Raw genomic sequence first — 22,654 nt, 5'->3', positions numbered from 1 at the left:
GATCGAACGCAATCTCGAACGCCTGATTTTTGCCAGTCGCTGGATCATGGCGCCGTTTTATTTGGGCTTGGTGGTGTCGTTGGCGATGTTGCTGGTGAAGTTTACCCAGGAACTTTTTCACGTCGCGCCCGCGGTGTTCTCCATGAGCGAGTCCACCGTGATTTTGGCGATCCTGACGCTGATCGACTTGTCGTTGGCGGGTAACTTGTTGTTGATGGTGATTTTCGCGGGCTATGAAAACTTCGTGTCGAAAATCGACACTGGCGGTCACGAGGATCGGCCCGACTGGATGGGCAAGGTCGATTTCAGCGGTTTGAAGCTGAAACTGATCGCGTCCATCGTTGCCATTTCCGGCATCCAATTGCTGCGTTCGTTCATGGACGTGCAAAACACCTCGGATCGTGATTTGCAGTGGATGCTGATTATTCACATCACTTTCGTGGTGTCGGGCGTACTGCTGGCGCTGATGGATAAACTGGTCGCCAGCGCCCACGAACAGGGGCACTAAAAAAAAGGCCGCCCCGAGGGACGGCCGAAAGTGAACCAACAAGTTGGAGGTGATCAGTTGCCGTACTTCTGTTCGTGTACGGTCGGCGTCGTGGTGCGGATCTTCACATCCTGCTCCGCATCGGTGGTGCGGCCCTTTTCCATGTTCACTTCGTATTGAGAATTCATGGTGTTGCCGATTTTCGGATCGCTGCCGGCTTCGGTTTTCGGCAAGATGCCGAGGTCCATCAGCACGTCGTAACGCGCTTTGGTCATCGGCTCTTTGGCCTCAGCGGCATGCTTGGTCGCCAGGGTTTCCAGGATCGGAGACTGCTCCATCTTATCGGCGGTGTAATCGTCCGGCTCAAACGCGGACAGGTTTACGTCGATCTTGCTGTCGCCCAGGCCGAAACTGTCGAGCACTTCCTTGGACGCGGCTTCGAGCGTGATGCCTTTATCAGCGGCTTTGCGTCGCGCCAAGGCCGACAGCACGCGCTCATCGATATGGCGGCCTTCCTTGGTGATCTCCCCCTTTTGCAACGCTTCGTAATAGGCCTTACCGCCAACCTTGCGCGGGTCCGCAGCGTGAGTCTTTGGGATGATAATCCCTTGATCGGCCATGGTGTCGTACTCCGCCTTGGTGGGCGGATCTGCCTGCACGATCAACGGTGCGGCGACGATGGCCGTAAATACCGCGAGTGCGGATAACTTAAACTTCTTCATAAAATACCTCCTCTTGTCAGACATCCAGGTGCACGTTGAATGATCTTTTTTGTTGTATGCAGCCCATTCTTGCGCACGCCCGCATCGTTCTGAAAGAACTTTTCTTTCCCCCGTAACAGATTACGATTTTCTTATAGAAGCGTGTAAAGTGCAAGAAAATAGTGTAAATATAATGACGCACATACCTTGAAGCGCGGTGAATTTGCTCATCGAAGGGCCGCTTTTGTCCTCAATGGCTGCACGCAGCCCTTATGGAGCGCGGCGCATTAGAATAAAGTAATATTTCCGCCTATAGGCGCACATAAGTTCAAGAAAATTACGATCTTTTTACGACACCATCTCCAAAGGACTTCGATCCGTCGACGGATGGCGAAAAAAAGCAGTGAATTTTTTTTGATACCCATGTCAATGGAGGGAAAACAAAGGCCGTCGAGGCCTTCCGTTCGCAACGGATCCGAAACGAGCTGGTGATATTTGGAGTCTGCCAACGCATGGCTGACCGGTACAAGAAGCATGGCTTTCGGCCGCCTGAACGTTGACGATGGCGGTTATAGTGGTATGAAGGCGCAAATTTATAAGCGGTCGCGCATTGGGCGCAAAAGGGCTGCCGTGGAGTGAGCGATGGCAAGGGTATTGATTCTCGGTGGTGGGTTTTCTGGCGTTTTCACGGCCAAGAATCTTGCGAAGTCGGCGCCGGCAGGTACCGAAGTGGTGCTGGTCAGCGAAACCAATTATTTCACCTTTCAGCCATTGTTGCCCGAAGTCGCCGCCGGCGCTTTGAGCGCATCCGATTCCGTGACCCAGCTTCGCCAGTTGCTCAAGGGCCAGAACGTTAAAGTCGTGCAAGCCGAGGTCCTGAACGTCGACTTTAGTGCAAAGACCGTGACGGTGACCCAGGGCTCGAAACGTCGCATCAAGGATATGCGCTACGATCAGTTGGTCATCGCCATGGGCCAGGTGGTGCGTTTGGACCGGGTGCCGGGTTTGGCGGAACACTCGTTTCCGGTCAAGACCACGGCCCACGCCCATCGTCTGCGCAATCACGTCATCAACTGCTTGGAATATGCCGATGGTTTGGAAGACACTGAGGTGCGCAAGCGCTTACTGACCTTCGTCGTCATTGGCGCAGGTTTTTCCGGGGTGGAAACCATCGGCGAGGTCAAGGATATGATCGACCGATCGCTCAAGTTCTACCCCAACATCGCCAAAGACGAGGTGCGCATGGTGCTGGTGGAGTTCGCCGGACGCATCCTGGGCGAACTGCCGGAAAGTTTGGCAAAATACGCCGAAAAGCGCCTGCAAAAGCAAGGTATCGAAATTTGGCTGAACACCGGGGTCAAGGCCGCCAGTTTCTTTAACGTGGAAATGAACGATGGCCGGGTGATCGACACCTCGACCATTGTCGCAACCATCGGCAATGGCGCATCGCCGCTGATCGAGGCCATGCCTGTCGACAAAGAGCGCGGCAAAATCAAAACCGATGCGTTCATGCGCGTGGCGGGCGTCGACGGCGTATGGGCCGTCGGCGACGTGGCGTTGATTCCGATGAAGGACAAAAAAGGCAACGATACGTTCGCCCCGCCGACCGCACAATTCGCGGTGCGTGAGGGGGCGCAGTTGGCGCGCAACATCGCGGCGTCACTCAAAGGCCAGGGCCTCAAGGCCTTTCACTACGTGCCGCGCGGCTCGATGGCGTCGATCGGCAACTACCGCGCCGTCGCCGACGCCATGGGGGTGCGCTTGTCGGGGGTTCTGGCGTGGCTGATGTGGCGGGTGTTTTATCTGGGCATGCTGCCCGGCATGGTGACCAAAATCCGCGTGGTGATCGATTGGGTGATGGACTTGTTCGCGCCGCGCAATTTGGGTCAGATTTCGGAGCTTAAGACCGGTTCGGCAAAGTTTATGCGCTTTACCAAAGGACAGACGGTGTTCGAACCGGGCATGACGGCCAACGGTTTTTACACCATCGTCGAGGGTTCGTTCAGTATCTGCATCGAATCCGCCCAGGGTGGTGAAACCTTTAAGCGGGTGCTGAAAAAAGGCGACCACTTCGGCGAGCGGGTGTTGTTTCGCCCAGACAAACGCATGCACACGGGCCGTGTCGAGGCGTTGGAGGATTCTGTGGTGTTGCGTCTGGAAAAGCAGGATTTCTGGAATCTCGCCCATTCGATGCCGATGCTGGAAAACTATTTCCGCGATTACATCAAAGAGAAATTCCCCAAAGATCTCCAACCCGAAGGGATCGAGCCGCCGGGTGAGCAAAAGTAGACGCTTAGCTCGGCGTATGAACGCTGGTGCGTTGGTCTACGACGCCTTTTTCGACCAGAAACGATACGAATTGCAGGTCGCCCTTGACCACGTCTTCGATCAGCAGCGTCGCCATTTCATCGAAGCAGCGCTGGATGCTGTCGGGGCGGGTTCTGTCCATGCACAGGACCTTCACGGACTTGGCTTTGAGAATCAGTTCACGGTGAAAGGCCGTATGGTCGGCGAGGCCTGGATATCCAAGTTCGCTCAACAGACTTTCTTCTGAATCAAAATGATCGATGCAGATTTGGAGAAATTCGTCCAGAAGCGTTGAGCATCGTTCATACTCGCCAGCACTTACAGCCTGAGAAACACCGTTGATCGAATCGACGATTTTACGGTGTTCAGCATCAACCACCGGATGGCCCGTGATGAATGTGTCGAGCAGCGAAATGTTCATTCAGGCCCCCTTCGCTTGGTGACATGATCGTCATGGACTCGAATTATTATACAATTAAAAACCGGTAGGAGCCCAGGGCTAAGAGATCCAACCTGGGTTTATGAGCCGGAATTGGTTGTGGGCGTGGCGTCGGGATTTTGTTGCTTCTTGCGCAGCTCTAACCGGCGGGTCTGAATCAGGCGGTTCATTTCCGATTTCACCTTGGCGCGTTCCGCAGAATCGTTTGATTTGGCCAGCAACGCGCGGTAATGCGTGCGTTCCGCATCGGTCAATAAGCTGGTGTCATGGGCCGCTTGGGCGAACGCATTCGTGCCACCAAGCAGGGCGAAGCCTAAAATCGCGGTCAGCAGCCATGAGCGATAAAAAATGATCATAGGGTCGGTTCCTGTTCATGGGCTTCCGAGTGGGTTCTCGCCGACAAGGTAGCGGGGTTGGTGCACAAGTCAATGCACACGCAATCGATCCAGGCGCAGGCGATCACGTTCGTCGCCTAAGCGCCAAGACGTCGCCAGCACCGCGATCAGGGCACCAATGGATGTGGTGCCCGCCAGCAAGAACATGATGAGAATTTGATATTTCACGGCTTCGGTGGGATCGACACCGGCAAGAATTTGCCCGGTCATCATGCCGGGCAGGGAAATCAATCCGGCCGCCGACATGGCGTTGATGATCGGCATCAGACCGGCGCGCATGGCCTCGCGGACATAAGGTCGCACCGCGTCGCGGCGGGTGTGACCCAAAACCAAGCGTGCCTCGATGGCGTCGCGTTCGCGCTTGAGCGTCGCGCTGAGGCGTTCCATGCCCACCGAAATGCCGGTCAGGGTATTGCCCAGCATCATGCCCAAAAGCGGCAAGGCAAAACGTGGGTCGTACCACGGTTCTGGTCGTATTGCGGTGGTCAGCGCCAAGATGGTGACGATGCCGCCCGCCGTGATCAGCGCGGTGGTGGCGATGGAATAGCTCCATCCGCCTTGCAGGCGCAGGGTCTGGCGGGCGGTGGCCTCGCGCCCCGCCAACAAGATCATGGTCAGCGCCGCCAGGCCGGTCCACCACGGCGAGACCAGTTGGAACAGAATTTTCAGCACCAACCCGATCAGGGTCAATTGTACGGTGGTGCGTACGGCAGCGACGCCTAGGGATTTTTCAAGGCCGAGGTTGAGCGCCACCGAAAGTCCACCGGCCAGCAACAACAGCACCGATGCGATGACCAGGTCGATATAACTGAGCTGAACGTAAACCCCGGTCATGGCGCGGCCTCATGCAGTCCGCCGTTGTAAAAATAAAGCCGCCGCGTACCCAGCCGTTCGGCTTGTGCGACATCATGGGTGACAAACACAATGCCTGTGCCGCTTTTGGCGATCTCGGAAATGAGCTTTTCGGCGCGCGCGGCGTTTTCAGAGTCCAGGCCCGAGGTCGGCTCATCCAAAAGCAAAATTTTGGGTTCATGGGCCATGGCCCGCGCCAATGCCAGACGTTGGCGTTCGCCGGTCGACAGGTTGGCGACCTGCCAATTCAGCGCGGTGCTTTCCAAGCCGAGACGTTGAAGAGTGTTTTTGACGTGCGCGCGCGACAGATCGGCGAAATGCGGTTCCACCGTATCCGCCCACCAACCGGTATGGGCGGGTACGTACATAACTTGCTTGCGCCATGCGGGTGCGGATATGGCATTGCGGTCTTCACCCGACAGGCTCAATTGGCCTTCGTTGGGGTCGAGATCTGCGATGGCGCGCAGCAGCAAGGATTTACCCGCGCCGCTCGGTCCGGTCAAAGCAATGATCTCGCCGCCCGCGACATCGAGGTCGATGGGGCCGATGGACAGACGTTTGAGATTGCGCACGCTTAGCATACGTCAGCTTTATCATGGACCGTGACGAGTTCAAACAGCGTGTGCAGCCGCCAATTTCGCGGCGGCGATTTCGCGCATGCGAAACTTCTGCAATTTGCCGGTGACGGTCATCGGAAATTCATCGACGAACTCGACATAATGGGGAACTTTGAAGTGCGCCAAACCTTCGCGGCAGTACGCCTTGACATCGTCTTCTGACAAGGACTGACCGGCGTGTAGTTCGATCCATGCCATGATTTCCTCGCCCATGCGCGCGTCGGGTACGCCGAACACGGCAGCCTGGGCGATGGCGGGATGCTCGTACAGCCACGCTTCGATTTCAGCGGGATAGATGTTTTCGCCGCCGCGGATGATCATGTCCTTGATGCGTCCGGTGATGCGCACGTAACCGTTTGCGTCCATGGTGCCGAGATCTCCGGAATGCAGCCACCCGGCAGGGTCGATGGCCTTGGCGGTGGCATCCGCGTCGCCATAGTAGCCTTGCATGATGTGGTAGCCGCGAAAGCACACCTCGCCGACCTCATCGGTGGGTAGCGTCGCGCCGCTGTCGGGATTGATGATCTTGACCTCTTGGTGCGGCAGGTTGCGGCCCACGGTTTGCGTGCGCAGTTCGATGCTGTCGCCCGCGTTGGTCAGGTGGGTGAGCGGCGAGGCCTCGGTCTGGCCGTAACCGATGAGGATTTCGGTCAAGTGCATGTCGCGCATGACCCGTTTCATCAACGCTTCGGGACACGGTGCGCCAGCCATGATGCCGGTGCGCAGTGTGCTCAGATCGAACGCCGAGAACTCCGGGTGTTCAAGTTCGGCGATGAACATGGTCGGCACCCCGTGTAGCGCGGTGCACTTTTCGACTTCTATGGATTGCAACACCGCCAGCGCGTCGAAATGCTCGGAAGGAACGACGATGGCCGCGCCGACGCTCATGCACAACAGGTTGGCCAGCACCATGCCGAAGCAATGATAAAACGGCACCGGCACGCACAAGCGATCGCGTTCGGTGAAGCGCATGGCGTGGGCGGAAAACAGCGCGTTGTTCAAGATGTTGAAATGCGACAACACCACCGCCTTGGGAAAGCCGGTGGTGCCGGACGTGTATTGAATGTTGATGGCGTCGTCGGGATCGAGCGTTTGGCTCACGGCATCGAGTTGCGCGTCCGTGACCGCTTTTCCGGTGTCGAGTATGGCGCGCCAATCCTCAGACTCGCCTTGCGGATCGAACACGAAAATGCGCCGCAAGTCGGGACACCGCGGTCCTGGAAGATCCAGTTCCTTGAGCATGGCGAGATAGTCGCTGCTCTTGAACCGGGGCATGACGAACAAGCCTTGCACCTGGGATTTTTGCAGTGCGTATTCCAGTTCGCGCGGGCGGTAGGCGGGGTTGATGTTGACCAGCACCACGCCGATGCGCGCGGTGGCCAGTTGCAGCAAAAGCCATTCGACCTGATCGGTCGCCCACACGCCGATGCGTTCGCCTTTTGCAAAGCCCAACGCCAGCAAACCTTTCGCCACGGCATCGCTTTGCGTCCTCACGTCGCGATAACTCAGGCGCTTGTTTTGGTGGCACGACACGATGGCATCGTGGTCCGGAAAGCGTTCGGCGATGGCACGCAGGTGGTCGGGGATGGTCGCCCACAACAACGGCTCGTCGCCGCCGCGATGATGATAGCTGAGACGGCGTTTGTTGAGATATGGGGCGTCAGCCTTTGTCATTCTCCACCTCGGCCCAATAGGCGTCCACACGCGCTTGAATGTCGGCGATGGTGAAGTTGTCGCGTTTCGGCGTGAACAGGTGTTTGAAGCGGCCTTGCAGCTTGAGATATTCTTCCACCGGCACGCGCGGGTGCGGAATGCGGGTGTGCGTTACGCGGCCATCGACATATTCCTTCAACGGCCAGATGCCGGTTTTCACCGCCAGTTTGCCGATTTCCACCGTGTCCTTGGGGTCGTAATCCCACCCGGTGGGGCACGGTGACAGGGCGAGGATCAGGCGTGGGCCTTTCATGGAGGCGGCCTTTTCGATTTTGCGCGCAAGATCCAAGGGCTCGGCCGCGATTACGGTGGCGACGTAGGCCGGGTCGTGCGCCGCCCAGATGGAAAACAGGTCTTTCTTGTCGCCGGTGAAACCAAGCGTGTTGGTCGAGGTGCGTGCGCCCAACGGTGTCGCGCCGGAGGTCTGCTGGCCGGTGTTGCCGTACCCTTCGTTGTCGTAACACAGATACAAGAAATCCAATCCGCGTTCGATCGCGCCCGAGGTCGCGGACAAGCCCATGCCGTAGGCCGAGCCGTCGCCGGTCAACACCACCACGTCGAGGTCGTCGTCGTCGGAAATGCGGCCCTTGGCTTTGAGGATGTCGAGCGCATCGCGCACGCCCTGCGCGCCCGCTGGGGCCGAGGCCATGGCGGTGTACAGCCACGAGCCTTGAAACGGCGTGAACGGATAGACGGCGGTGAGCGTCATGCAGCCCGCCGCATTGACGAACACGGTCTTTTTGCCCAACACGTCGTAGACTTCCTTGACCGCTTCCAGCCCACCGCAGCCCGCGCACATGGCGGTGCCCGCGCCAAGCAGATGGGCGGAAGGCAGGTCTTTCATGCGGGCGAAGCGACTGATGGTGCTCATGACGCATCCTCCTCATGCTCGATATGCTCGACGGCGGCGATTGCTTGCAGCTTGCGGATTTCGCGCAGTTCGGTCTCGGTGTAAAGCAATCTCGGCGGCGGGGTTTCGCCACGCTCGACCGCCTGCAAAGCCTCGTTGGCCAAAGCCGCGTATTCGCCATACACGATGTCGCGCCCGCCTAGGCCACCGATAGCGCTCATCAACACCGGCGGCATTTGCGCGTGACCATAAAGTGCGCTGGCGACTTCGCCGTGCAGTACCCCGCCCATGCCCATCGAGATGTTTTGGTCCACCACCACCACGGCCTTTTTGTTCTTCAAGGCATGGCGCAACGCTTCGCCCGGCCACGGACGGATCAGGAACGGGCGCACCAATCCGGCCTTGATGCCTTGGTCGCGCAGGCGGTCGACGGCATCTTGGGCCTTGGTGGCGAACGAACCCATTTGCACGAACACCACCTCGGCATCGTCGGATTTGTGGGTTTGCAGCGCGCCGTATTCGCGGCCGAATATCTCGGCGTAATCTTGGGTGGCTTCATCGAATGCGGTGCCGCCCGCCAACGACGCCAAATGCGTTTCATAGCGGAAGTACGAATACGGACCGCCGCCCAGAACCGCCACCGCTTCGCTGACCGGTTTGTCGGCGCGAAAGGCATAATCCTCCGGGTCCAGGTCGGGCAGAAAGCGACTGACCAGCGTCGCGTCGGGCAAGGTCACGGGTTCGCGGGTGAACGACAGATAAAAGCCGTCCAAGTTGACGATCACCGGCAGACGCACGCGCGGGTCTTCGGCGATGCGCGTCGCCAGCAAGATCGCATCGACGGTTTCCTGGCAGGTCGCGGCGTGCAAGATCATACAGCCGCTGTCTCGCGCGGCGAGGATGTCGTTGTGGTCGGGTTCCAACGTGATTGGGGCGCTCAGTCCGCGCGACACGTTGACCATCACCAGCGGCACCCGCCATCCGGCGACGGTGTAGAGCATCTCCATGCCATAGAGCAGCCCTTGGCTCGACGTTGCGGTGAAGGTCCGCACGCCCGCCGCCGCGCCAGCGCCGGCGGCGGTGATCATCGAATGCTCGCTATCCAGCGTCACCATGCGTCCGCCCATTTCGCCGCGGTCGATCCAACGGCCCAGCGTTTCGATGATTTCGGTCTGCGGGGTGATGGGGAACACGGGGAAGTATTCGGCCCCCGCCAGGCGTGCGCCCCATGCCGCCGCCGCATTGCCGGTGAGCAAAAGACGGGTCATGACGCAGCTCCTTTTTCAGGTTCTTTTTCGGGTACCGCATGAATGGCGTGCGGCGGGCATTGGGCGACGCAGATCATACAGCCTTTGCAGTGATCCAGATCGATCACCGGATAGCCGTCTTTGTCTGCGCTGATCGCGCCGTCGGGACAAAACGATCCGCACACCCAATTGCAGCGGTTGCAGTGTTCAAGATCGACCACCGGGCGCAAGGTGCGCCACAGCCCGGTTTTGATCTGCACCGACGTCGCCGCGCCGTGAATGGTCGGGGCGGAGGTATCCGCGTCTTCGTGCTTCAGTGTCACCCAATGGGTGTCGGGCGGTGTGCTGTCCTCGGCGCGGGGGTGGGTCAGGGCGGCATGCGCGGCCATGGCCTCATAGGCGGCATGGGCGCGCTGTTGGTTGGCGGCGATGACGTCGGTGCCATGTCCGTCGAGCTCTTGGGCGATGGCCTGGATGATGCTGTTGGCTTTCAGGCCCACCAGGCAGGCCGCCGCGCCCGCCAGCAGTGCGCCGACATAAGGGCGCTGGGCCGGATCTTCGGCCGAAAACGGCGGCAAGATGACGATTTGTGCATCGGTGTTGAGACGCGCGCGCCAAGTATCGGCGTCTTCAGTCGTGCTCAACGCCAACACGGCATGCGCATCGAGGCCTTGCAGAACACCTGCAGCAGGAACGCCGACCAAGGTGTCGTCGGCGACCAGGGCGAGATCGGGGTAAGGAATGACGCCGCGCTCATGGATCGGGGCGGTGTCGGCGCGCACATAGGCGAAAATCGGCGCACCGCGGCGTTCCGCACCGTAACGCGGTGCATCCTGAACCTCGAACCCTTCGATGAAAAAGGCACTGCCCAGCATGCGGCTTGCGGTTTTCATGCCTTGGCCACCACGGCCATGAAAGCGAATGCGTAACATGTCACACCTACCTTGTAGGTTGCATTTTACTTATTTCATTCTAAGCCTTATTCGGGGGTTAAAACACCCCGAAGCGGCGCGTCGCCATGGCGGCACGCACCCGTTCGGATGCCAAGCGCACGGCGCTATCGCGGGTGGTGCCGTGTTCGCGTTTGGCGCGTTCCAGAACCTCACGTGTGTTGTGCGAGATTTTTTCCGCGATGGCGGCGAACGCCCCGGTTTGGGTTTGGCCGTGATATTCCATCGCCGCGCAAATCACCCCGCCGGCGTTGGCGATGAAATCGGGCACGATCACCACGCCGCGTTCTTCCAACTTGCGTTCGGCTTCCAAGGTGATGGGAATGTTGGCGCCTTGTAAGATCAGCTTGGCCTTGAAATCCTGCCAATTGCTCATGTTGATGACGTCGGGGCGGGCGGCGGGAATCCAGATGTCGCAATCCACGCCGATCACGGCGGCGGGGGGCAACGCTTCGCCTGACCCGAACGTGGTAACGGACTGGCGGGATTTTTTGTGGGCGATCAGGGCTTCGACATCGATGCCGTTGGCATCAACAAGTGTGCCTTGGGAATCCGCCGCCGCGACCAAGCGCGCGCCTTTTTGCATCAAAAACCGTGCCGCGTGCATGCCGACCGAGCCGAAGCCTTGTACGGCCACGCGCGCACCGTCGAGTTTGAAATCGCAAAAGTCGATAGCCACGTCGGCGGCAACGGCCAGGCCGTAACCGGTTGCGCCCAGTTCGTCTAAGGGGATACCGCCGATGGCGCGGGGCAAGCCGACGGCGCGGCCGATTTCATCCTTGACCCAAGCCATGCACTGTTCGTCCGTGCCCATGTCGGGACCGAAAATGTAGTGCTGTTCACCGGCCAAGGCCTTGGCGAAGGCGCGGATCATCGGTTCCTTTTGGGCGTGCGACATGTGCGGGTCGCCGACGATCACGGATTTGCCGCCGCCGTGTTGCAGACCCGCTGCGGCGTTTTTCATGGTCATGGCGCGGGCCAGACGAAAGCATTCCGCCAAGGTCACGTCCGGGGCCATGCGCAAACCGCCGATGGACGGTCCGGCGGCGACGTTGTCGACCACCAAGATGCCCTTGACGTTGTGTTTGGGAACGTTGACGTGAATGACTTTGAGGGGGCCAAGGTCGTCGGACAATGAGAATACGTCGGTCATGATCCATCCCCTTCGTGGTTTCCACCATAAGGTATTATGGCACGACTGCGCATGTCGATCACTAAGCTTGGGGGGCTTTGGGGGGCGCGAGAGCGTATCTACGTACGAATCGGCGTAAATTTGACACGGTGGTCAGGGTTGCGCGTCAGGATCTAGTCGTTTCGTATTTGTTTTCTAGTCTTTATGGATGAATCGCATCCGCTTTTTTGCGCATGATTCGGCATGGAATGCGTGTTTTTCTGAGAATTTTATGAAATTTTGGGGTGCAAAAGCATTTCGAATGTATCATACTAAAGAAAGTGAAGGGCAACGCCTTTCGCAATCCGGACAGCGGTGCGCAAAAGCGCCGTGAAGCCGCAAAAACAATAATAAGTCCAAACAAAAACAATAATTTCACGTAATCATCAAACCATGGAGACGACCATGACCGACCTTATCTTTTCCGATCTCACGATTTCCGTAGACGACCTGGCTCCGCGCGCAAAATCCTTGTCCGAAGAACAGCAAAGCGATGTTCTCGGTGGTTTTGGCTGGTTCCGTAACCGCCGCGCTCGTGCCATGCGCCAACGCGCTATGCGCCGTCAGGCGATGTTGCGTCGTCGCGCCGCGATGATGCGCGCTCGCTCTCAAGCGATTGCCCGTCGCCGTCAACGCGCTGCTGCAGCGCGCCGCCGTTCCAAACGGTCCTTCTACCTGCGTAAGGCCGCTTATCACAGCCGCCTGGCCGCTTCTTACCGTCGCGCCGCTCGCGGTTAACGGTAAACAAAAATTACATGAGCGAGGGAGGGCTTTGGCCCTCCCTTTCTTTTTGTCTTATTCGTGCTTACAGGAATTGCTGTCGTCTCGCCGAACGGTTCGAGATCGCGCCGTCAGCCCACCGACTTTTGGCTCGATGCCAAGTGGTAGTAAAAACCGTTTTGCGCAATCAGCTCGTCATGGCTGCCACTTTCGACGATCAGACCGTTGTTCAACACCACGATCAAGTCGGCATTGCGAATGGTCGAAAGACGATGCGCGATGATGAACACGGTCTTATCGTTGAAGTGGGTTTTGATGTTGTCCATGACCACCCGTTCGGTTTCGTTATCCAGCGCCGAAGTGGCTTCGTCCAACACCAGCATCGAGGCCGGCTGCAAAAACGCGCGTGCGATCGCCAAGCGTTGTCGTTGACCGCCGCTGAGGTTCGCGCCCTGTTCGTCGAGCTCCGTTTCATAACCGGCCGGCATCTTGGCGATGAACTCATCGGCACCGGCCAAGGTCGCCGCTTCGCGGATGTCTTCGATGGTCGCGTCGGGATAGGACAAGGCGATGTTTTCGCGCACGGTCCCTCGGAACATCATGTTCTTTTGCGGCACCATGGCGATCTTTTGGCGCAACGACGGTAACCACAGGTCTTTGATGTCGAAGCCATCGACCAAGATCTGCCCGTCGCTGGGCATGTAAAAACCGTACAGCAATTTAATCAGGGTGGACTTGCCGCAACCGCTGGCCCCGACCAGTGCGACCTTTTGGCCGACTTTGATCTTTAGATCGATATTCTGCACCACGTTGGATGGGTCGTCCGGTTCATAGCGGAACGCGACGTTGCGGAATTCGACCTCGCCGCGTAAACCGGGAAGAGAGACTTTGTCCGTCTGGTCCTTACTGTCGTTTTCGAATTCAGGCTCTTTTTCCAAAACGTCATTGAGGCGTTCGATCGCGACGTAGACTTCTTGCAGTTCGTCCCACTTGCCGATCACCGCCATGATCGGGCCCTGAACGCCATTGGCGAAGACCGTGAAGGCGATCAGTTCGCCGACGCTCATTTGACCCCAGATCACATAGGCACCGCCAAGGAACAAAATCGCGATGTCGCCGAGGGTGTCGAGCGTTCCGCCGATCAATCCGGCCACCTGCGACAGCTTGGCGGTTCTGAATTCCAGGTTGGCGACGGCCGCGAAGTGGTTCTCGTACTTCCATCGCGCCATGAAATCTGCGCCGATGGTCTTGAGGGTTTCCGCACCTTGAATGGATTCGATCAGGTGGCTTTCCTGTTCGGCTTCCTTGACGAACTGCTCTTTATTTACTTGGCGGATGCGCGGTGAAATGTAGCGGATGGAAAAGAAGTTGAAGGCCATGAACCCAATCGCCGCGACCGTCAGGGTCGCGTTGAAGTAGATCATGAAACACAGATAGACGACTGCGGTCATCAGGCTGAGGAACGTCTCAAGCCCATCTTCGGTGATGAAATCTGAAATTTCTTCGTGCTGTTCAAGCCGGTTGGTGATGTCGCCGGTCCGTCGGTTTTCATAAAATTCCAACGGCAAACGCAGCATTCGGTCATAAACCGAACTCAGCATATTGAGGTTGCAGCGCATCGACAGGCGCAAAATCATACTGTCGCGAATGAATTCCATGGACATGGACACCAACGCGATACCCGCCATCAACACCAAGGCCGACAGCAGCCATTGGGTGTCGCCTTTCAAGATCACGTCGTCGACCACGAACTTGGTGAACAACGGTACGGCGACGCTCAAAATCTGCAGGAAAATGGCGGCGATGAAAATTTCACCGATGACCCGTTTATACGGCTCGAAGAAATGCCAGAAACTGCGCAGGGAAGGTTTGCTTTCTTCCACCTGTTCGAATTTTTGCGTCGGGGTGAGGTAAATGGTGTAGCGCGACCAGCCGTCTTCGAACTCTTCGATGGTCTTTGTTTCAAGACCTTGCGCAGGGTCGGCGACGACGACGTGGGTGTCGGTGACTTCATGAACGACGACCCAGTGATAGCCCTTCCAGTTGGCGATGGCCGGCAATTTGCGTTCGCGCATCTGTTCGATGGTGCTGACGAACGGTTCCGCGACGAAGCCGAATTCCTTGGCCGCGCGCACGATGTTGGTCATCGATGCACCATCCTGGCGGACCCGCGCAACTTCGCGCGCGACGTTGATGGAAATGGTTTTGCCGTAGGTCTGCATCACCGTGCACAAGCATGCGGCGGAACAGTCCATCTGGCTGTGTTGGCGAACCGCTGGCGGTTTGGGCTTGAAGAACTTGTGGCGCAGAGCTTGCCAGAAGCTGTGGGTCTGCACCAACTCGGCCTCTTCAGCTTCCTTGCGGGCCTGGGTCTCGGCAATCCTTTTTTGCCGCTCGGCGTCTTTGCGTTCCTGTTCGGCCGCGCGCTGCTTGCGCTTTTCTTCGCGCTCGTCGACTTTTTCGACGCGCACGCGCATCAAGTTGTCGAGGTTGTTTTGCAGCGCCTCGTGCGAATGGACCGCGTCGCGGATCACTTGGCCGGGAATTTCGTAGACCTTGCCCTCTTCGTCGGCGGTGACGTTGGCGTTGCGGACTTCGCCCGAAAGCACGGCTATTTCACCGATGACGTCGCCGCGGCTCAACACCGAGATTCGCGAACTCAACGATTCATCGCGGGTAACGGCAAAGCGACCGTCACGGACGATGTACATATGGTCTTCGCGCTCACCTTGCTTGATCAACTGCTGCCCGGCGGCGACGGTTTTGACTTCGGCGTGGGTCGCCAGAGATTCCAACGCCTCCCGGGGCAAACCGGCTAGCGACGGGCAGGTTTCCAAGAACGACACCAACGACGACATCTGCCGGGATTTCACCACCTTGCGGCCAATTTCGGCGTTGGTGTTGAGGAAGTTGACGAAGGTGGTGCGTTCGATCAGCTTGCACACCACAGGTTCTGGGCCGACTTGGGCGCGATACGGCAGCGCCGCGATTTCGAATACGGACTGCAAGGCGAAAACCGCGCCGTCATGCAAAACGTCAACGGTCACCGGGGTCGCCGATTTGGCGTCGCGGATCAGAGAAATGGATCCAGACATCACCAGATAAAGGCCGAGCGGCACGTCGCCTTGTTCGCACAGCGTTTCGGAAGGGTTTAGGCGCACCAAACGGCCCAGCGCCGCAATAGCCTGGACTTCGTCATCGGTTAAACCCGAAAACGCCGACAGTTCCGATAATTTGCTGGCCAATGACACTGCCATGAACGAACCCTTTTAACCCTCTGGGCTATGCTTAATTCATCTTGCTGAGGAAGATTTCGATGAGACGGCGTTTCTCCGTCAACAGATCGACCTCGACCGTCATGCCCGGTTTGAGGGGCATGTCTTTGCCGCGCACTTTGATCGTCGATTTATCCAACGCCAGTCTCACCGTGAACTCGGCTTTGTTGGGAATGGGGTAGAGGCTTTCGACCGTGGCGTCGATGGTGCCGAACTTGCGATAAGGAAAGGCATCTACTTTGACGCGCGCGGGCAAGCCCACGGTGATGAACGCGGTGTCTTTGTTCAACACATTGGCCATCACAATTTGCTTTTCCGCATCGGGTACAATGGTCGCGATTGAATTCCCTCGACCAACCAGACGCCCCGCGGTGTTGACGTTCAGTGCCGTCACCACGCCGTCGACGGGGCTGACGATTTTAAGGTCGTCAATCTGGACTTTTTGCAGGTTCAGCTTGCTTTCGATTCCCGCAAGGTTGGCCTCGGCCGAATTGATGGTGTTGGTCAGGGTGGTGATCGCCGAACCCATCTCGGCCACCGCCTGGTCCACCGCAGCTCTGGCCTGTTCGACCGCCAGGTTGAATTCCTTGTCTTTTTTATTGAGGTCGGATTCCAGGTTGGCGATGCTGAGGCGCGTGCTGGCAACCGTCAGCTTGCTTTGATTGATTTCTTGTTGTTGCTGATTGACCTCGTTGACGGCCGAATTCACGGCATCGCGCGCGGCGGTGAGTTGCGAGCGGGGCACGATGCGCTTGGCCTCAAGAATTTCGATCTGGGCCAATTCTTCTTGCTTGGTCTGCAGCGTCTGACGGCGTGCCGCGAGCATGGTCTGGCCATTGGTGATTTTGCTTTGCAGTTGACCCAAGGTGTCCTTGCTGATGGCGATTTGCGAAAGGGTCAAGGCGCGCTCTTGTTCGTTGAAGCGCTTTAAGTTCTGGTCGGCCTGTTCTTGGTCCTTGAGCGCCTTGCGCATCGAATTGACATAGACCAAAGCGGGGCCGGAATCGACGAAGCTGGAGACGTCGTTGCGCAACACGATCTGGGGATCGGCGATGATTTCCAGGGTCACTTCACGCGCGCGAAGCAATTGGTCGAGTTTTGCCCGTTCCAATTTCAAGGTGTCGCGCAAGGTCGCCAAATCGATCTGCGATTCCGATCGTTGCAACGTCACGATCGGCGCATCCTTTGCGACGTGATCGCCTTCGGCCACGTGAACGGTCACGACCACGCCGGCCTCGCGGGATTCGACCGATACGTATTGGCCTTCGGGCACGATCAGGCCCTTGCCCGGCACCTTGACGTGGATTTTGGTGAAGATCGAAATGCTAAGCGCCATCACCGTGACGGCGATGAAACTGTACAACGCGCCACGCATCAAGACAGGCGGGACCGCTTCGATCACTTCGGAATGTTGGGCGTCGCTACGATTGCGTTCTGCATGGCGGTCCAACACCTCCATATCGGAGGTTCCCATATCGACTTGAACGTTTTGATCGTTTTCCGTCATGACTCGTTCACTTTCCCTCTTCGCGCCCCCTTAAATGGCACTGGGCACTTGTGGCTTGCACCGTTACGCATCGGCTGTAGCAACGCTGCGGGTTGCCAGATAGTGGTACAGGCCCTTTTTCTTCATCAATTCATCGTGCGAGCCTTGTTCGGCGATACGTCCCTCGTCCAGCACCACGATCAGGTCGGCGTTGCGGATGGTCGACAAACGGTGGGCGATCACCAAACTGGTTCGGTCTTTCATGATCTTGTCCAAATTTCTTTGGATGACGCGTTCGCTTTCGGTGTCCAGCGCCGAAGTCGCTTCGTCGAGAATCAAAATATTCGGATCCGCCGCCAGCGCGCGGGCGATGATCAGGCGTTGCGATTGGCCGCCCGACAGGCTGCGTCCACCTTCGCCGATACGGGTGTCGTATCGCATCGGGAATTGATCGACGAACTCGTGAACGCCGGCGAGCGTCGCCGCCGAGACCACCGCTTCCAAGGGCAGGGACGGCTGGGCTATGGAGATGTTGTCGCGGATGGTGCCGCTGAAAATAAACGGCGATTGTTCGACCACGCCGATTTTCTGGCGCAACGAGGTGACGTCGACGCGGCTGATGTCGATGTCGTCGATATAAATTTTGCCTTCGGTCGGCACCAACAGGCGGTTGACCGTCCGCGCCAGGGTCGATTTGCCCGATCCGCTGCGACCGACGAAAGCCACCTTCTGGCCCGCTTTGATGTCGAGGTTGATGTCCTTGAGAATCCAAGGTCCGTCTTCGGTGTATTTGAAGCTGAAGTTTTCGAACCGCAGGTGACCCTTGAGCGGTGGGCAGATCACTTCGCTGTTGAGTGGTTCGCGCGGCGAACTGAGAATATCGTTGATGCGTTCTAGCGCGATTTTAAGTTCCAGGTACTCGTCGTAAAAATCGGCCAATTCCTCGACCGGATCGGTGACTTGGTTGGCGATGCCGGTAAACGCGATCAGCAGGCCCGCCGACAGCGACCCTTCGAGAACGAAGTAGGCACCCAAGCCCAGCACCAAAATGTCCGCGGCCTGATCGCAAAATTCGATGGCGAGTTCCATCTTGTTGTCGAACATTTCGCTGCGGTAGTCGATTTCCTGCTCGGCGCGGAACTTATCCAGTCCCTTGCGCGAGAAATCTTTTTCTTGGGCCAACGCTTTGACGGTGCCGATCCCTTTGACCACTTCGATAACATGAGATTCCCGCTGAGCGCCGATTTCAAAGGATTCACGTTCGAAACGGCGCATCTTCGGCGCGCAGGTGATCGTAATCGCCGCCATGCACAGCGAGAAAAACAGCACCAAAGCCGCCAGCCGAGGCTCCATGATAAACAGGATCGGCGTATAGATGACGATGTTGATGCTGTTCATCAAAACGGTCAGACCGCCGTTGGAGGCCGTTTCGAGAATTTTTTCGTTTTCTTCGAAACGCGCAGTGATCGCGCCGGTATCCCATTTGTGCAGGGTGCTGACGGGCAACGACATGACGTGGCCGAAAAAGCGCACAAACAGTGAATTGGACAGCCTGCGCATCAGGTGCAGGGTCAGAAATTCGCGCACCGCGCCGGTGACCATCGCCAAAAGCGCCGCCACCAAGATGGCGACCAGCATCACATAAAGCAGATCCCAGTCGCCGACCACGAGCACGTCGTCGATGAGGATCTTGGTGAACAATGGCGGCATCAAACCCATGACGTTGAGCAACACGATCACCGCCACAAGACGACCGACCAGCGGCCAGTAGGGGTGCAAGATAGGCAGGAACTGCGCGTAGAGTTTGGTGACGTTTTGCCCCACCGCACCGAAATCCGGGGCGTACGAAATCGATAGAATTTGCCCGTCCCATTCCTTCAAGAACGTTTGACGATCGATTTCTTGATAGCCTTCGAGCGGATTGGCGAGGCACACCGAGGTTTTGGTGATCTTGAAGACCATCGCCAAAGTGCCGTCCACCAACTGCACCACGGCCGGCAATTGGATGGCGGGAAGAGTTTCTTTTTCGACCTTCATCAGGCGCGTCACATACCCGGCGCCCTCGGCTTTGCGGCTCAAGGAGTTCAAATCGTCGGGAAGGCCGTATTCGATTTGGCGCTCTTCAAGCTTTTCCAGCGGCACCGGCTTTTTATAAAAGGCACCTGCCATCGCCAGGCACGCCAGCCCGGCAAGTTCGGGTGCATCCGTGGTCGCCATCGATACGCTCATCGGCAACAGCCAATGGCCGACTTTGATTTTCGATACCTCGATGCGGGAACGTTTCTTCGCTGCGCGAGAAGCACGGCTGCTGGTGGATTTGGCCGCAGGCGGCGCGGAGATCAGCGTTTGCTGCTGCTTCAGATGGCGGCTGGCCTGATCGGCGAGCATGTCTTGAATGTTGGTGTTGGTGCCGACCGCTTTTTCGAAGTCCGCGCGGCTAAGCGACAGCACCACTGTCTCGCCATCCGCTACGGCACCGGCGGATCGCGGCTCGTTGAACACCAGGGCCATCTCGCCCAAGGCGGTGCCTTCTTTTTTGAAGCCGAGAACTTTTCCGCCCGCGCTTTCCTTGACGATTTTCAGCGACCCGGATTTGACCAGATACAGACAATCGCCGGGATCGCCTTCATGAAACAAGGCTTCTCCGTCGCTGAGGGTGCGTCTCTGCACCACGCCGACCAAGGCCTGAACCTCTTTGGGTTTAAGCGCGGCGAGTAGGTTTTGCGTCTTGAGAAAATTGAATTCGTCTTGCTTGGCGGCTGCGGATTCAAGTTGCGCGCGCAGTTCGGGGCGTTGTTCGAGAATGGACTTAAAGGCATCCGCACCGATACGGGTCACCACCACATTGCTGGCGGCACGCACGGTGGCCGAGACTTTGGCGTCATGCAACAGCGAGCGTTCGCCGAAACTGTCGCCTTCTTTCAGCAAGGCCAAGGTGATCGGCTTGCCTTCGCCACTGTCATCGACGATGCGGACCTTACCCTGTTCAATGACGTAGAAGCCATCGCCATCGTCACCAAGGCGGAGTATCGATTCGCCCAGCTTATAGCTGTAAACAGCCGCCGTTCCCGAAATCAGATTGAGAACGTCATCAGACACCCCCGCGAAGAGAGGGTGGCCGGCAATCGTGTCGGAGATGTTATCTACGCTCATAGCAAGCCCCGCACTTCCCCGTCACAGTGGGTGACGGGGAACGCAGGTACTTTTTCTCTGACTTTACGCGTCCTCTTCATCATCCTCGGCGATGTCAGAGACAGGCGTGTCTTTGAGGCCGAGAACAACTTGATCGACGGTCGCTTCCGCGGAAATGATGTCGAGCTTTTCTTCAAACATTTCATCGCGGATGGCTTCTTTAACGTCGTCGAGTTCAGGGGCGATGATGTCGCCAACCATATAGATGGTGTAGCCATCATCGTCTTTGATCGGTCCGATCAATGCGCCCGAAGCAGCGGAAAACACAGCCGCTTCGACTTCGCCGCGAACGGTTTCGCGGGTCACTTCACCAACGTAACCACCCTTGCGGAAGGTGTCGCCGTCGGTGGAATGCTCCAAGGCGAGATTGACGAAGCTGTCTTCGCCGTCTTCAATCTGCGCCATCAATTCGTTGGCCAGGTCTTCGCTGTCGACGGTCAAGCTGTAGAGATTGGCGACGTCGTAGCTGTCTTTGTTGAGCGTGAAATAAGCCTCGACATCAGCATCGCTGATGGAAGAGCGGATTTTGTTGCGCAACACGCCGATTTCACAGACGTTTTGAACGGTGTGGAGGTCCAGATTGTTGGCTTTGAGCCAGACGTTGAAGTCGTCGGCTTTTTCCAGCTCAAGGTCATAACGGACGTTGCCGAAAAACTCTTGGATTTCTTCCGCGGTGGCGGACAAGTCGTTGGCGCGTGCGTATTGCAGCACTGCAGCATTTTGAATGGTGGCGTCGGTAAAATCCGTATTGCCCATCACGAGCTGCCATTGAAGCGCCGTTTTCATGTCGATCGGTGCGCCGTTTACACTGATAAAGTCGGTCATAACTAACCCCTCCTGAGATACCCCAACCTGACGAGAGAAACCGGCGCTTCGGAAATTTTAGAAAGCGCAGGCGAGCACATCCCGGCAGGCGATTTTAAAGAATCAAAGATTGCTTGGGCAGACCCATCTCATTTTCCACCGAGATTTGCCGTGCCCTTTGTCGCATCCTCACGTGTATTTTTGTTGTAGCGATCTCCAATTAAGTTTACGGCCATCGGCGAAGCGAGACAACTGTTAAGCTTCGTAATAACCCAACGAAATCACTGCATTATTCGATTATGGCGAGAATGTCACTGTCGCAATAAGCCAATGAGCGTGCCTGCATAATCTAAAGCAACTAGAGCGCTGGGCCGCCATTGGGTTAGGGCGGTTTGTCAGGGACTAAACCATGCGTGAAATTTTTATGAAGGAAGTGAGATCACTGCGACCTTGGTCAGATCGGAAATCAGTTCACCGAATACGATGTCGCGAATCTCATCGCGAACGTCGTCGAACGGTAACAGCCTCCAGCCCTTGACCAGAATCAAAAGGGAACCATCTTGATCGGCGATGGGGCCGATGATGTCACCGGCATCGACGCTGAACACTGCGATTGCCAATTCTTCCGGGACTTCATCACGGCGCATGCGCCCGAGATAGCCGCCATGCAGCGCGGTTTCGGGGTCCTCGGATTGGCTGATGGCTTCGAGATGAAAATTCGCCTTTCCGTCGCGCAGCCGTTCGGACAATTGGTGCAGCTTTTTCGCGTTACGCTGGCGGATGATGTAGATGTCGACCTCAGTGAACTGGTCCGGGTTTTCGGCGTAATGATTTTCCAACGCTTGATCCGAAATGCTGGCGCGCACTTTGTTTCTCAGCACGGCGTGCGCGCAGGCGGCGGCGAACTCTTCGGTCGTCAGGCGTTGGCGTTTGAGCCAATGTTTGGTCTCGTCGGGATCGGATAGACCCATCGCGAAGCGGGTGCGGTCCGATTCGGCCTGCACCTCTTCTGCCGTCACAGAGTGGCCTTGCTTGTGCGCATATTGGTGTAGGACGGTGCGCTCGACGGTTGCTTCCAGAAAAGGATGCGCGTCGCTGACGGATGACCAGTGCAGGGCATCTTTCAGTTCGACCTTTTCACCGTTCACGATCAAAAATGCCATAATATCAAAGACTCACACGAATTGTTGAAGCGGATTAAGAGTGGGGAGGACTCTCTCACTGCGATTGTTATGGATGAAGCCGCAGTCATGCGGATATGTTTGTGAGCGGGGCCGTTCGCTCGCGTCCGTATCTTTCTGCACGGATATGATGATTTGCCCTTGATCGCGAACAATCACAAAGCTTAGCTTAGCGCATGGCAAGCCAAGCATTCAATTCTCATCGCGGTTTCAATTCACGCTATCGAAGTGCCTTGCGCGCATCGGTGGCAAGTGTTTGTTTGATCG

At 57.3% G+C, this 22,654-nt stretch carries 18 protein-coding genes; 3 read left to right on the top strand and 15 right to left on the bottom strand.

The genetic code is table 11. The features are described from left to right. Position 1 precedes the first annotated feature (1 nt). A complete protein-coding gene (locus tag VIN96_RS16520; RefSeq protein ID WP_349257172.1) occupies positions 2-508 on the top strand; it encodes a TIGR00645 family protein in 507 nt (168 codons plus the stop codon). Between the two features lie 53 nt (positions 509-561). On the opposite strand, the gene VIN96_RS16515 is transcribed toward VIN96_RS16520, so the two are convergent. Then, positions 562-1,209 (bottom strand): hypothetical protein, encoded by a 648-nt coding sequence (locus VIN96_RS16515; RefSeq protein WP_331897748.1) that lies wholly within the window; start codon positions 1,207-1,209, stop codon positions 562-564. A gap of 621 nt (positions 1,210-1,830) precedes the next feature. Between VIN96_RS16515 and VIN96_RS16510 the strand changes: the two genes are divergently transcribed. Continuing rightward, the gene (locus VIN96_RS16510; protein ID WP_331897746.1) at positions 1,831-3,477 is read left to right on the top strand and encodes an FAD-dependent oxidoreductase; all 1,647 of its coding nucleotides are present in this window, start codon (positions 1,831-1,833) and stop codon (positions 3,475-3,477) included. Positions 3,478-3,481: 4 nt separating this feature from the next. Here VIN96_RS16510 and VIN96_RS16505 read toward each other — a convergent pair whose 3' ends face one another. The 9 genes from VIN96_RS16505 to VIN96_RS16465 form a co-directional block, all read right to left on the bottom strand. Then, positions 3,482-3,916: a hemerythrin domain-containing protein gene (locus VIN96_RS16505; RefSeq protein ID WP_331897744.1), complete on the bottom strand. Its 435-nt coding sequence runs from the start codon at positions 3,914-3,916 to the stop codon at positions 3,482-3,484. Between the two features lie 98 nt (positions 3,917-4,014). Beyond that, on the bottom strand, positions 4,015-4,290 hold the full coding sequence (locus VIN96_RS16500) for a hypothetical protein (RefSeq protein ID WP_331897743.1): 276 nt from the start codon (positions 4,288-4,290) through the stop codon (positions 4,015-4,017). A 69-nt stretch (positions 4,291-4,359) separates the two neighbouring features. Further along, entirely contained in the window at positions 4,360-5,163 is an 804-nt protein-coding gene (locus VIN96_RS16495) for an ABC transporter permease (RefSeq protein ID WP_331897742.1), read from the bottom strand. Next, positions 5,160-5,753 (bottom strand): ABC transporter ATP-binding protein, encoded by a 594-nt coding sequence (locus tag VIN96_RS16490; protein ID WP_414675637.1) that lies wholly within the window; start codon positions 5,751-5,753, stop codon positions 5,160-5,162. Before VIN96_RS16490 ends, VIN96_RS16495 begins: the two co-directional genes overlap by 4 nt. Before the next feature lie 39 nt (positions 5,754-5,792). Further along, the gene (locus VIN96_RS16485; RefSeq protein ID WP_331897739.1) at positions 5,793-7,472 is read right to left on the bottom strand and encodes an AMP-binding protein; all 1,680 of its coding nucleotides are present in this window, start codon (positions 7,470-7,472) and stop codon (positions 5,793-5,795) included. Further along, positions 7,459-8,382 carry a thiamine pyrophosphate-dependent enzyme gene (locus tag VIN96_RS16480; RefSeq protein ID WP_331897738.1) on the bottom strand — a complete coding sequence of 308 codons (924 nt, stop codon included), beginning with the start codon at positions 8,380-8,382 and terminating at the stop codon, positions 7,459-7,461. Before VIN96_RS16480 ends, VIN96_RS16485 begins: the two co-directional genes overlap by 14 nt. After that, positions 8,379-9,629 (bottom strand): transketolase C-terminal domain-containing protein, encoded by a 1,251-nt coding sequence (locus VIN96_RS16475; RefSeq protein WP_331897737.1) that lies wholly within the window; start codon positions 9,627-9,629, stop codon positions 8,379-8,381. Before VIN96_RS16475 ends, VIN96_RS16480 begins: the two co-directional genes overlap by 4 nt. Then, positions 9,626-10,540, bottom strand: a complete 915-nt coding sequence (locus VIN96_RS16470) for a 2-oxoacid:acceptor oxidoreductase family protein (protein WP_331897735.1) — start codon at positions 10,538-10,540, stop codon at positions 9,626-9,628. The genes VIN96_RS16475 and VIN96_RS16470 overlap by 4 nt, the downstream gene beginning before the upstream one ends. A 58-nt stretch (positions 10,541-10,598) precedes the next feature. Continuing rightward, positions 10,599-11,711, bottom strand: coding sequence for a Glu/Leu/Phe/Val dehydrogenase (locus VIN96_RS16465; protein ID WP_331897733.1), 1,113 nt, complete (start codon positions 11,709-11,711; stop codon positions 10,599-10,601). Positions 11,712-12,134: 423 nt separating this feature from the next. Here VIN96_RS16465 and VIN96_RS16460 point away from each other — a divergent pair, with 423 nt between their 5' ends. Further along, the gene (locus VIN96_RS16460) at positions 12,135-12,467 is read left to right on the top strand and encodes a hypothetical protein (RefSeq protein WP_331897732.1); all 333 of its coding nucleotides are present in this window, start codon (positions 12,135-12,137) and stop codon (positions 12,465-12,467) included. A 113-nt stretch (positions 12,468-12,580) separates the two neighbouring features. On the opposite strand, the gene VIN96_RS16455 is transcribed toward VIN96_RS16460, so the two are convergent. From VIN96_RS16455 to VIN96_RS16435, 5 genes are all read right to left on the bottom strand, one after another. Beyond that, positions 12,581-15,706, bottom strand: coding sequence for an ABC transporter transmembrane domain-containing protein (locus tag VIN96_RS16455; protein WP_331897730.1), 3,126 nt, complete (start codon positions 15,704-15,706; stop codon positions 12,581-12,583). 31 nt (positions 15,707-15,737) lie between these two features. Continuing rightward, a complete protein-coding gene (locus tag VIN96_RS16450; RefSeq protein WP_331897728.1) occupies positions 15,738-17,231 on the bottom strand; it encodes an HlyD family efflux transporter periplasmic adaptor subunit in 1,494 nt (497 codons plus the stop codon). A 63-nt stretch (positions 17,232-17,294) separates the two neighbouring features. Then, a complete protein-coding gene (locus VIN96_RS16445) occupies positions 17,295-20,363 on the bottom strand; it encodes a peptidase domain-containing ABC transporter (RefSeq protein WP_331897726.1) in 3,069 nt (1,022 codons plus the stop codon). Between the two features lie 63 nt (positions 20,364-20,426). Continuing rightward, on the bottom strand, positions 20,427-21,227 hold the full coding sequence (locus VIN96_RS16440; protein ID WP_331897724.1) for a peptidylprolyl isomerase: 801 nt from the start codon (positions 21,225-21,227) through the stop codon (positions 20,427-20,429). A 401-nt stretch (positions 21,228-21,628) separates the two neighbouring features. Then, positions 21,629-22,369 carry a peptidylprolyl isomerase gene (locus VIN96_RS16435; RefSeq protein WP_331897723.1) on the bottom strand — a complete coding sequence of 247 codons (741 nt, stop codon included), beginning with the start codon at positions 22,367-22,369 and terminating at the stop codon, positions 21,629-21,631. Between the last annotated feature and the right edge of the window lie 285 nt (positions 22,370-22,654).

Source organism: Magnetovibrio sp., from assembly GCF_036568125.1.
Taxonomy (GTDB): domain Bacteria; phylum Pseudomonadota; class Alphaproteobacteria; order Rhodospirillales; family Magnetovibrionaceae; genus Magnetovibrio.
Note: the sequence above shows the minus strand (reverse complement) of the source record. Positions and strands in the feature narration are given on the sequence as shown.

What these genes read in the sequence shown, in the direction of transcription:
- VIN96_RS16515 (WP_331897748.1), bottom strand. Translation starts at nt 1,209, where the DNA reads ATGAAGAAGTTTAAGTTATCCGCACTCGCGGTATTTACGGCCATCGTC.
- VIN96_RS16510 (WP_331897746.1), top strand. Translation starts at nt 1,831, where the DNA reads ATGGCAAGGGTATTGATTCTCGGTGGTGGGTTTTCTGGCGTTTTCACG.
- VIN96_RS16505 (WP_331897744.1), bottom strand. Translation starts at nt 3,916, where the DNA reads ATGAACATTTCGCTGCTCGACACATTCATCACGGGCCATCCGGTGGTT.
- VIN96_RS16500 (WP_331897743.1), bottom strand. Translation starts at nt 4,290, where the DNA reads ATGATCATTTTTTATCGCTCATGGCTGCTGACCGCGATTTTAGGCTTC.
- VIN96_RS16495 (WP_331897742.1), bottom strand. Translation starts at nt 5,163, where the DNA reads ATGACCGGGGTTTACGTTCAGCTCAGTTATATCGACCTGGTCATCGCA.
- VIN96_RS16485 (WP_331897739.1), bottom strand. Translation starts at nt 7,472, where the DNA reads ATGACAAAGGCTGACGCCCCATATCTCAACAAACGCCGTCTCAGCTAT.
- VIN96_RS16480 (WP_331897738.1), bottom strand. Translation starts at nt 8,382, where the DNA reads ATGAGCACCATCAGTCGCTTCGCCCGCATGAAAGACCTGCCTTCCGCC.
- VIN96_RS16475 (WP_331897737.1), bottom strand. Translation starts at nt 9,629, where the DNA reads ATGACCCGTCTTTTGCTCACCGGCAATGCGGCGGCGGCATGGGGCGCA.
- VIN96_RS16470 (WP_331897735.1), bottom strand. Translation starts at nt 10,540, where the DNA reads ATGTTACGCATTCGCTTTCATGGCCGTGGTGGCCAAGGCATGAAAACC.
- VIN96_RS16465 (WP_331897733.1), bottom strand. Translation starts at nt 11,711, where the DNA reads ATGACCGACGTATTCTCATTGTCCGACGACCTTGGCCCCCTCAAAGTC.
- VIN96_RS16460 (WP_331897732.1), top strand. Translation starts at nt 12,135, where the DNA reads ATGACCGACCTTATCTTTTCCGATCTCACGATTTCCGTAGACGACCTG.
- VIN96_RS16455 (WP_331897730.1), bottom strand. Translation starts at nt 15,706, where the DNA reads ATGGCAGTGTCATTGGCCAGCAAATTATCGGAACTGTCGGCGTTTTCG.
- VIN96_RS16450 (WP_331897728.1), bottom strand. Translation starts at nt 17,231, where the DNA reads ATGACGGAAAACGATCAAAACGTTCAAGTCGATATGGGAACCTCCGAT.
- VIN96_RS16445 (WP_331897726.1), bottom strand. Translation starts at nt 20,363, where the DNA reads ATGAGCGTAGATAACATCTCCGACACGATTGCCGGCCACCCTCTCTTC.
- VIN96_RS16440 (WP_331897724.1), bottom strand. Translation starts at nt 21,227, where the DNA reads ATGACCGACTTTATCAGTGTAAACGGCGCACCGATCGACATGAAAACG.
- VIN96_RS16435 (WP_331897723.1), bottom strand. Translation starts at nt 22,369, where the DNA reads ATGGCATTTTTGATCGTGAACGGTGAAAAGGTCGAACTGAAAGATGCC.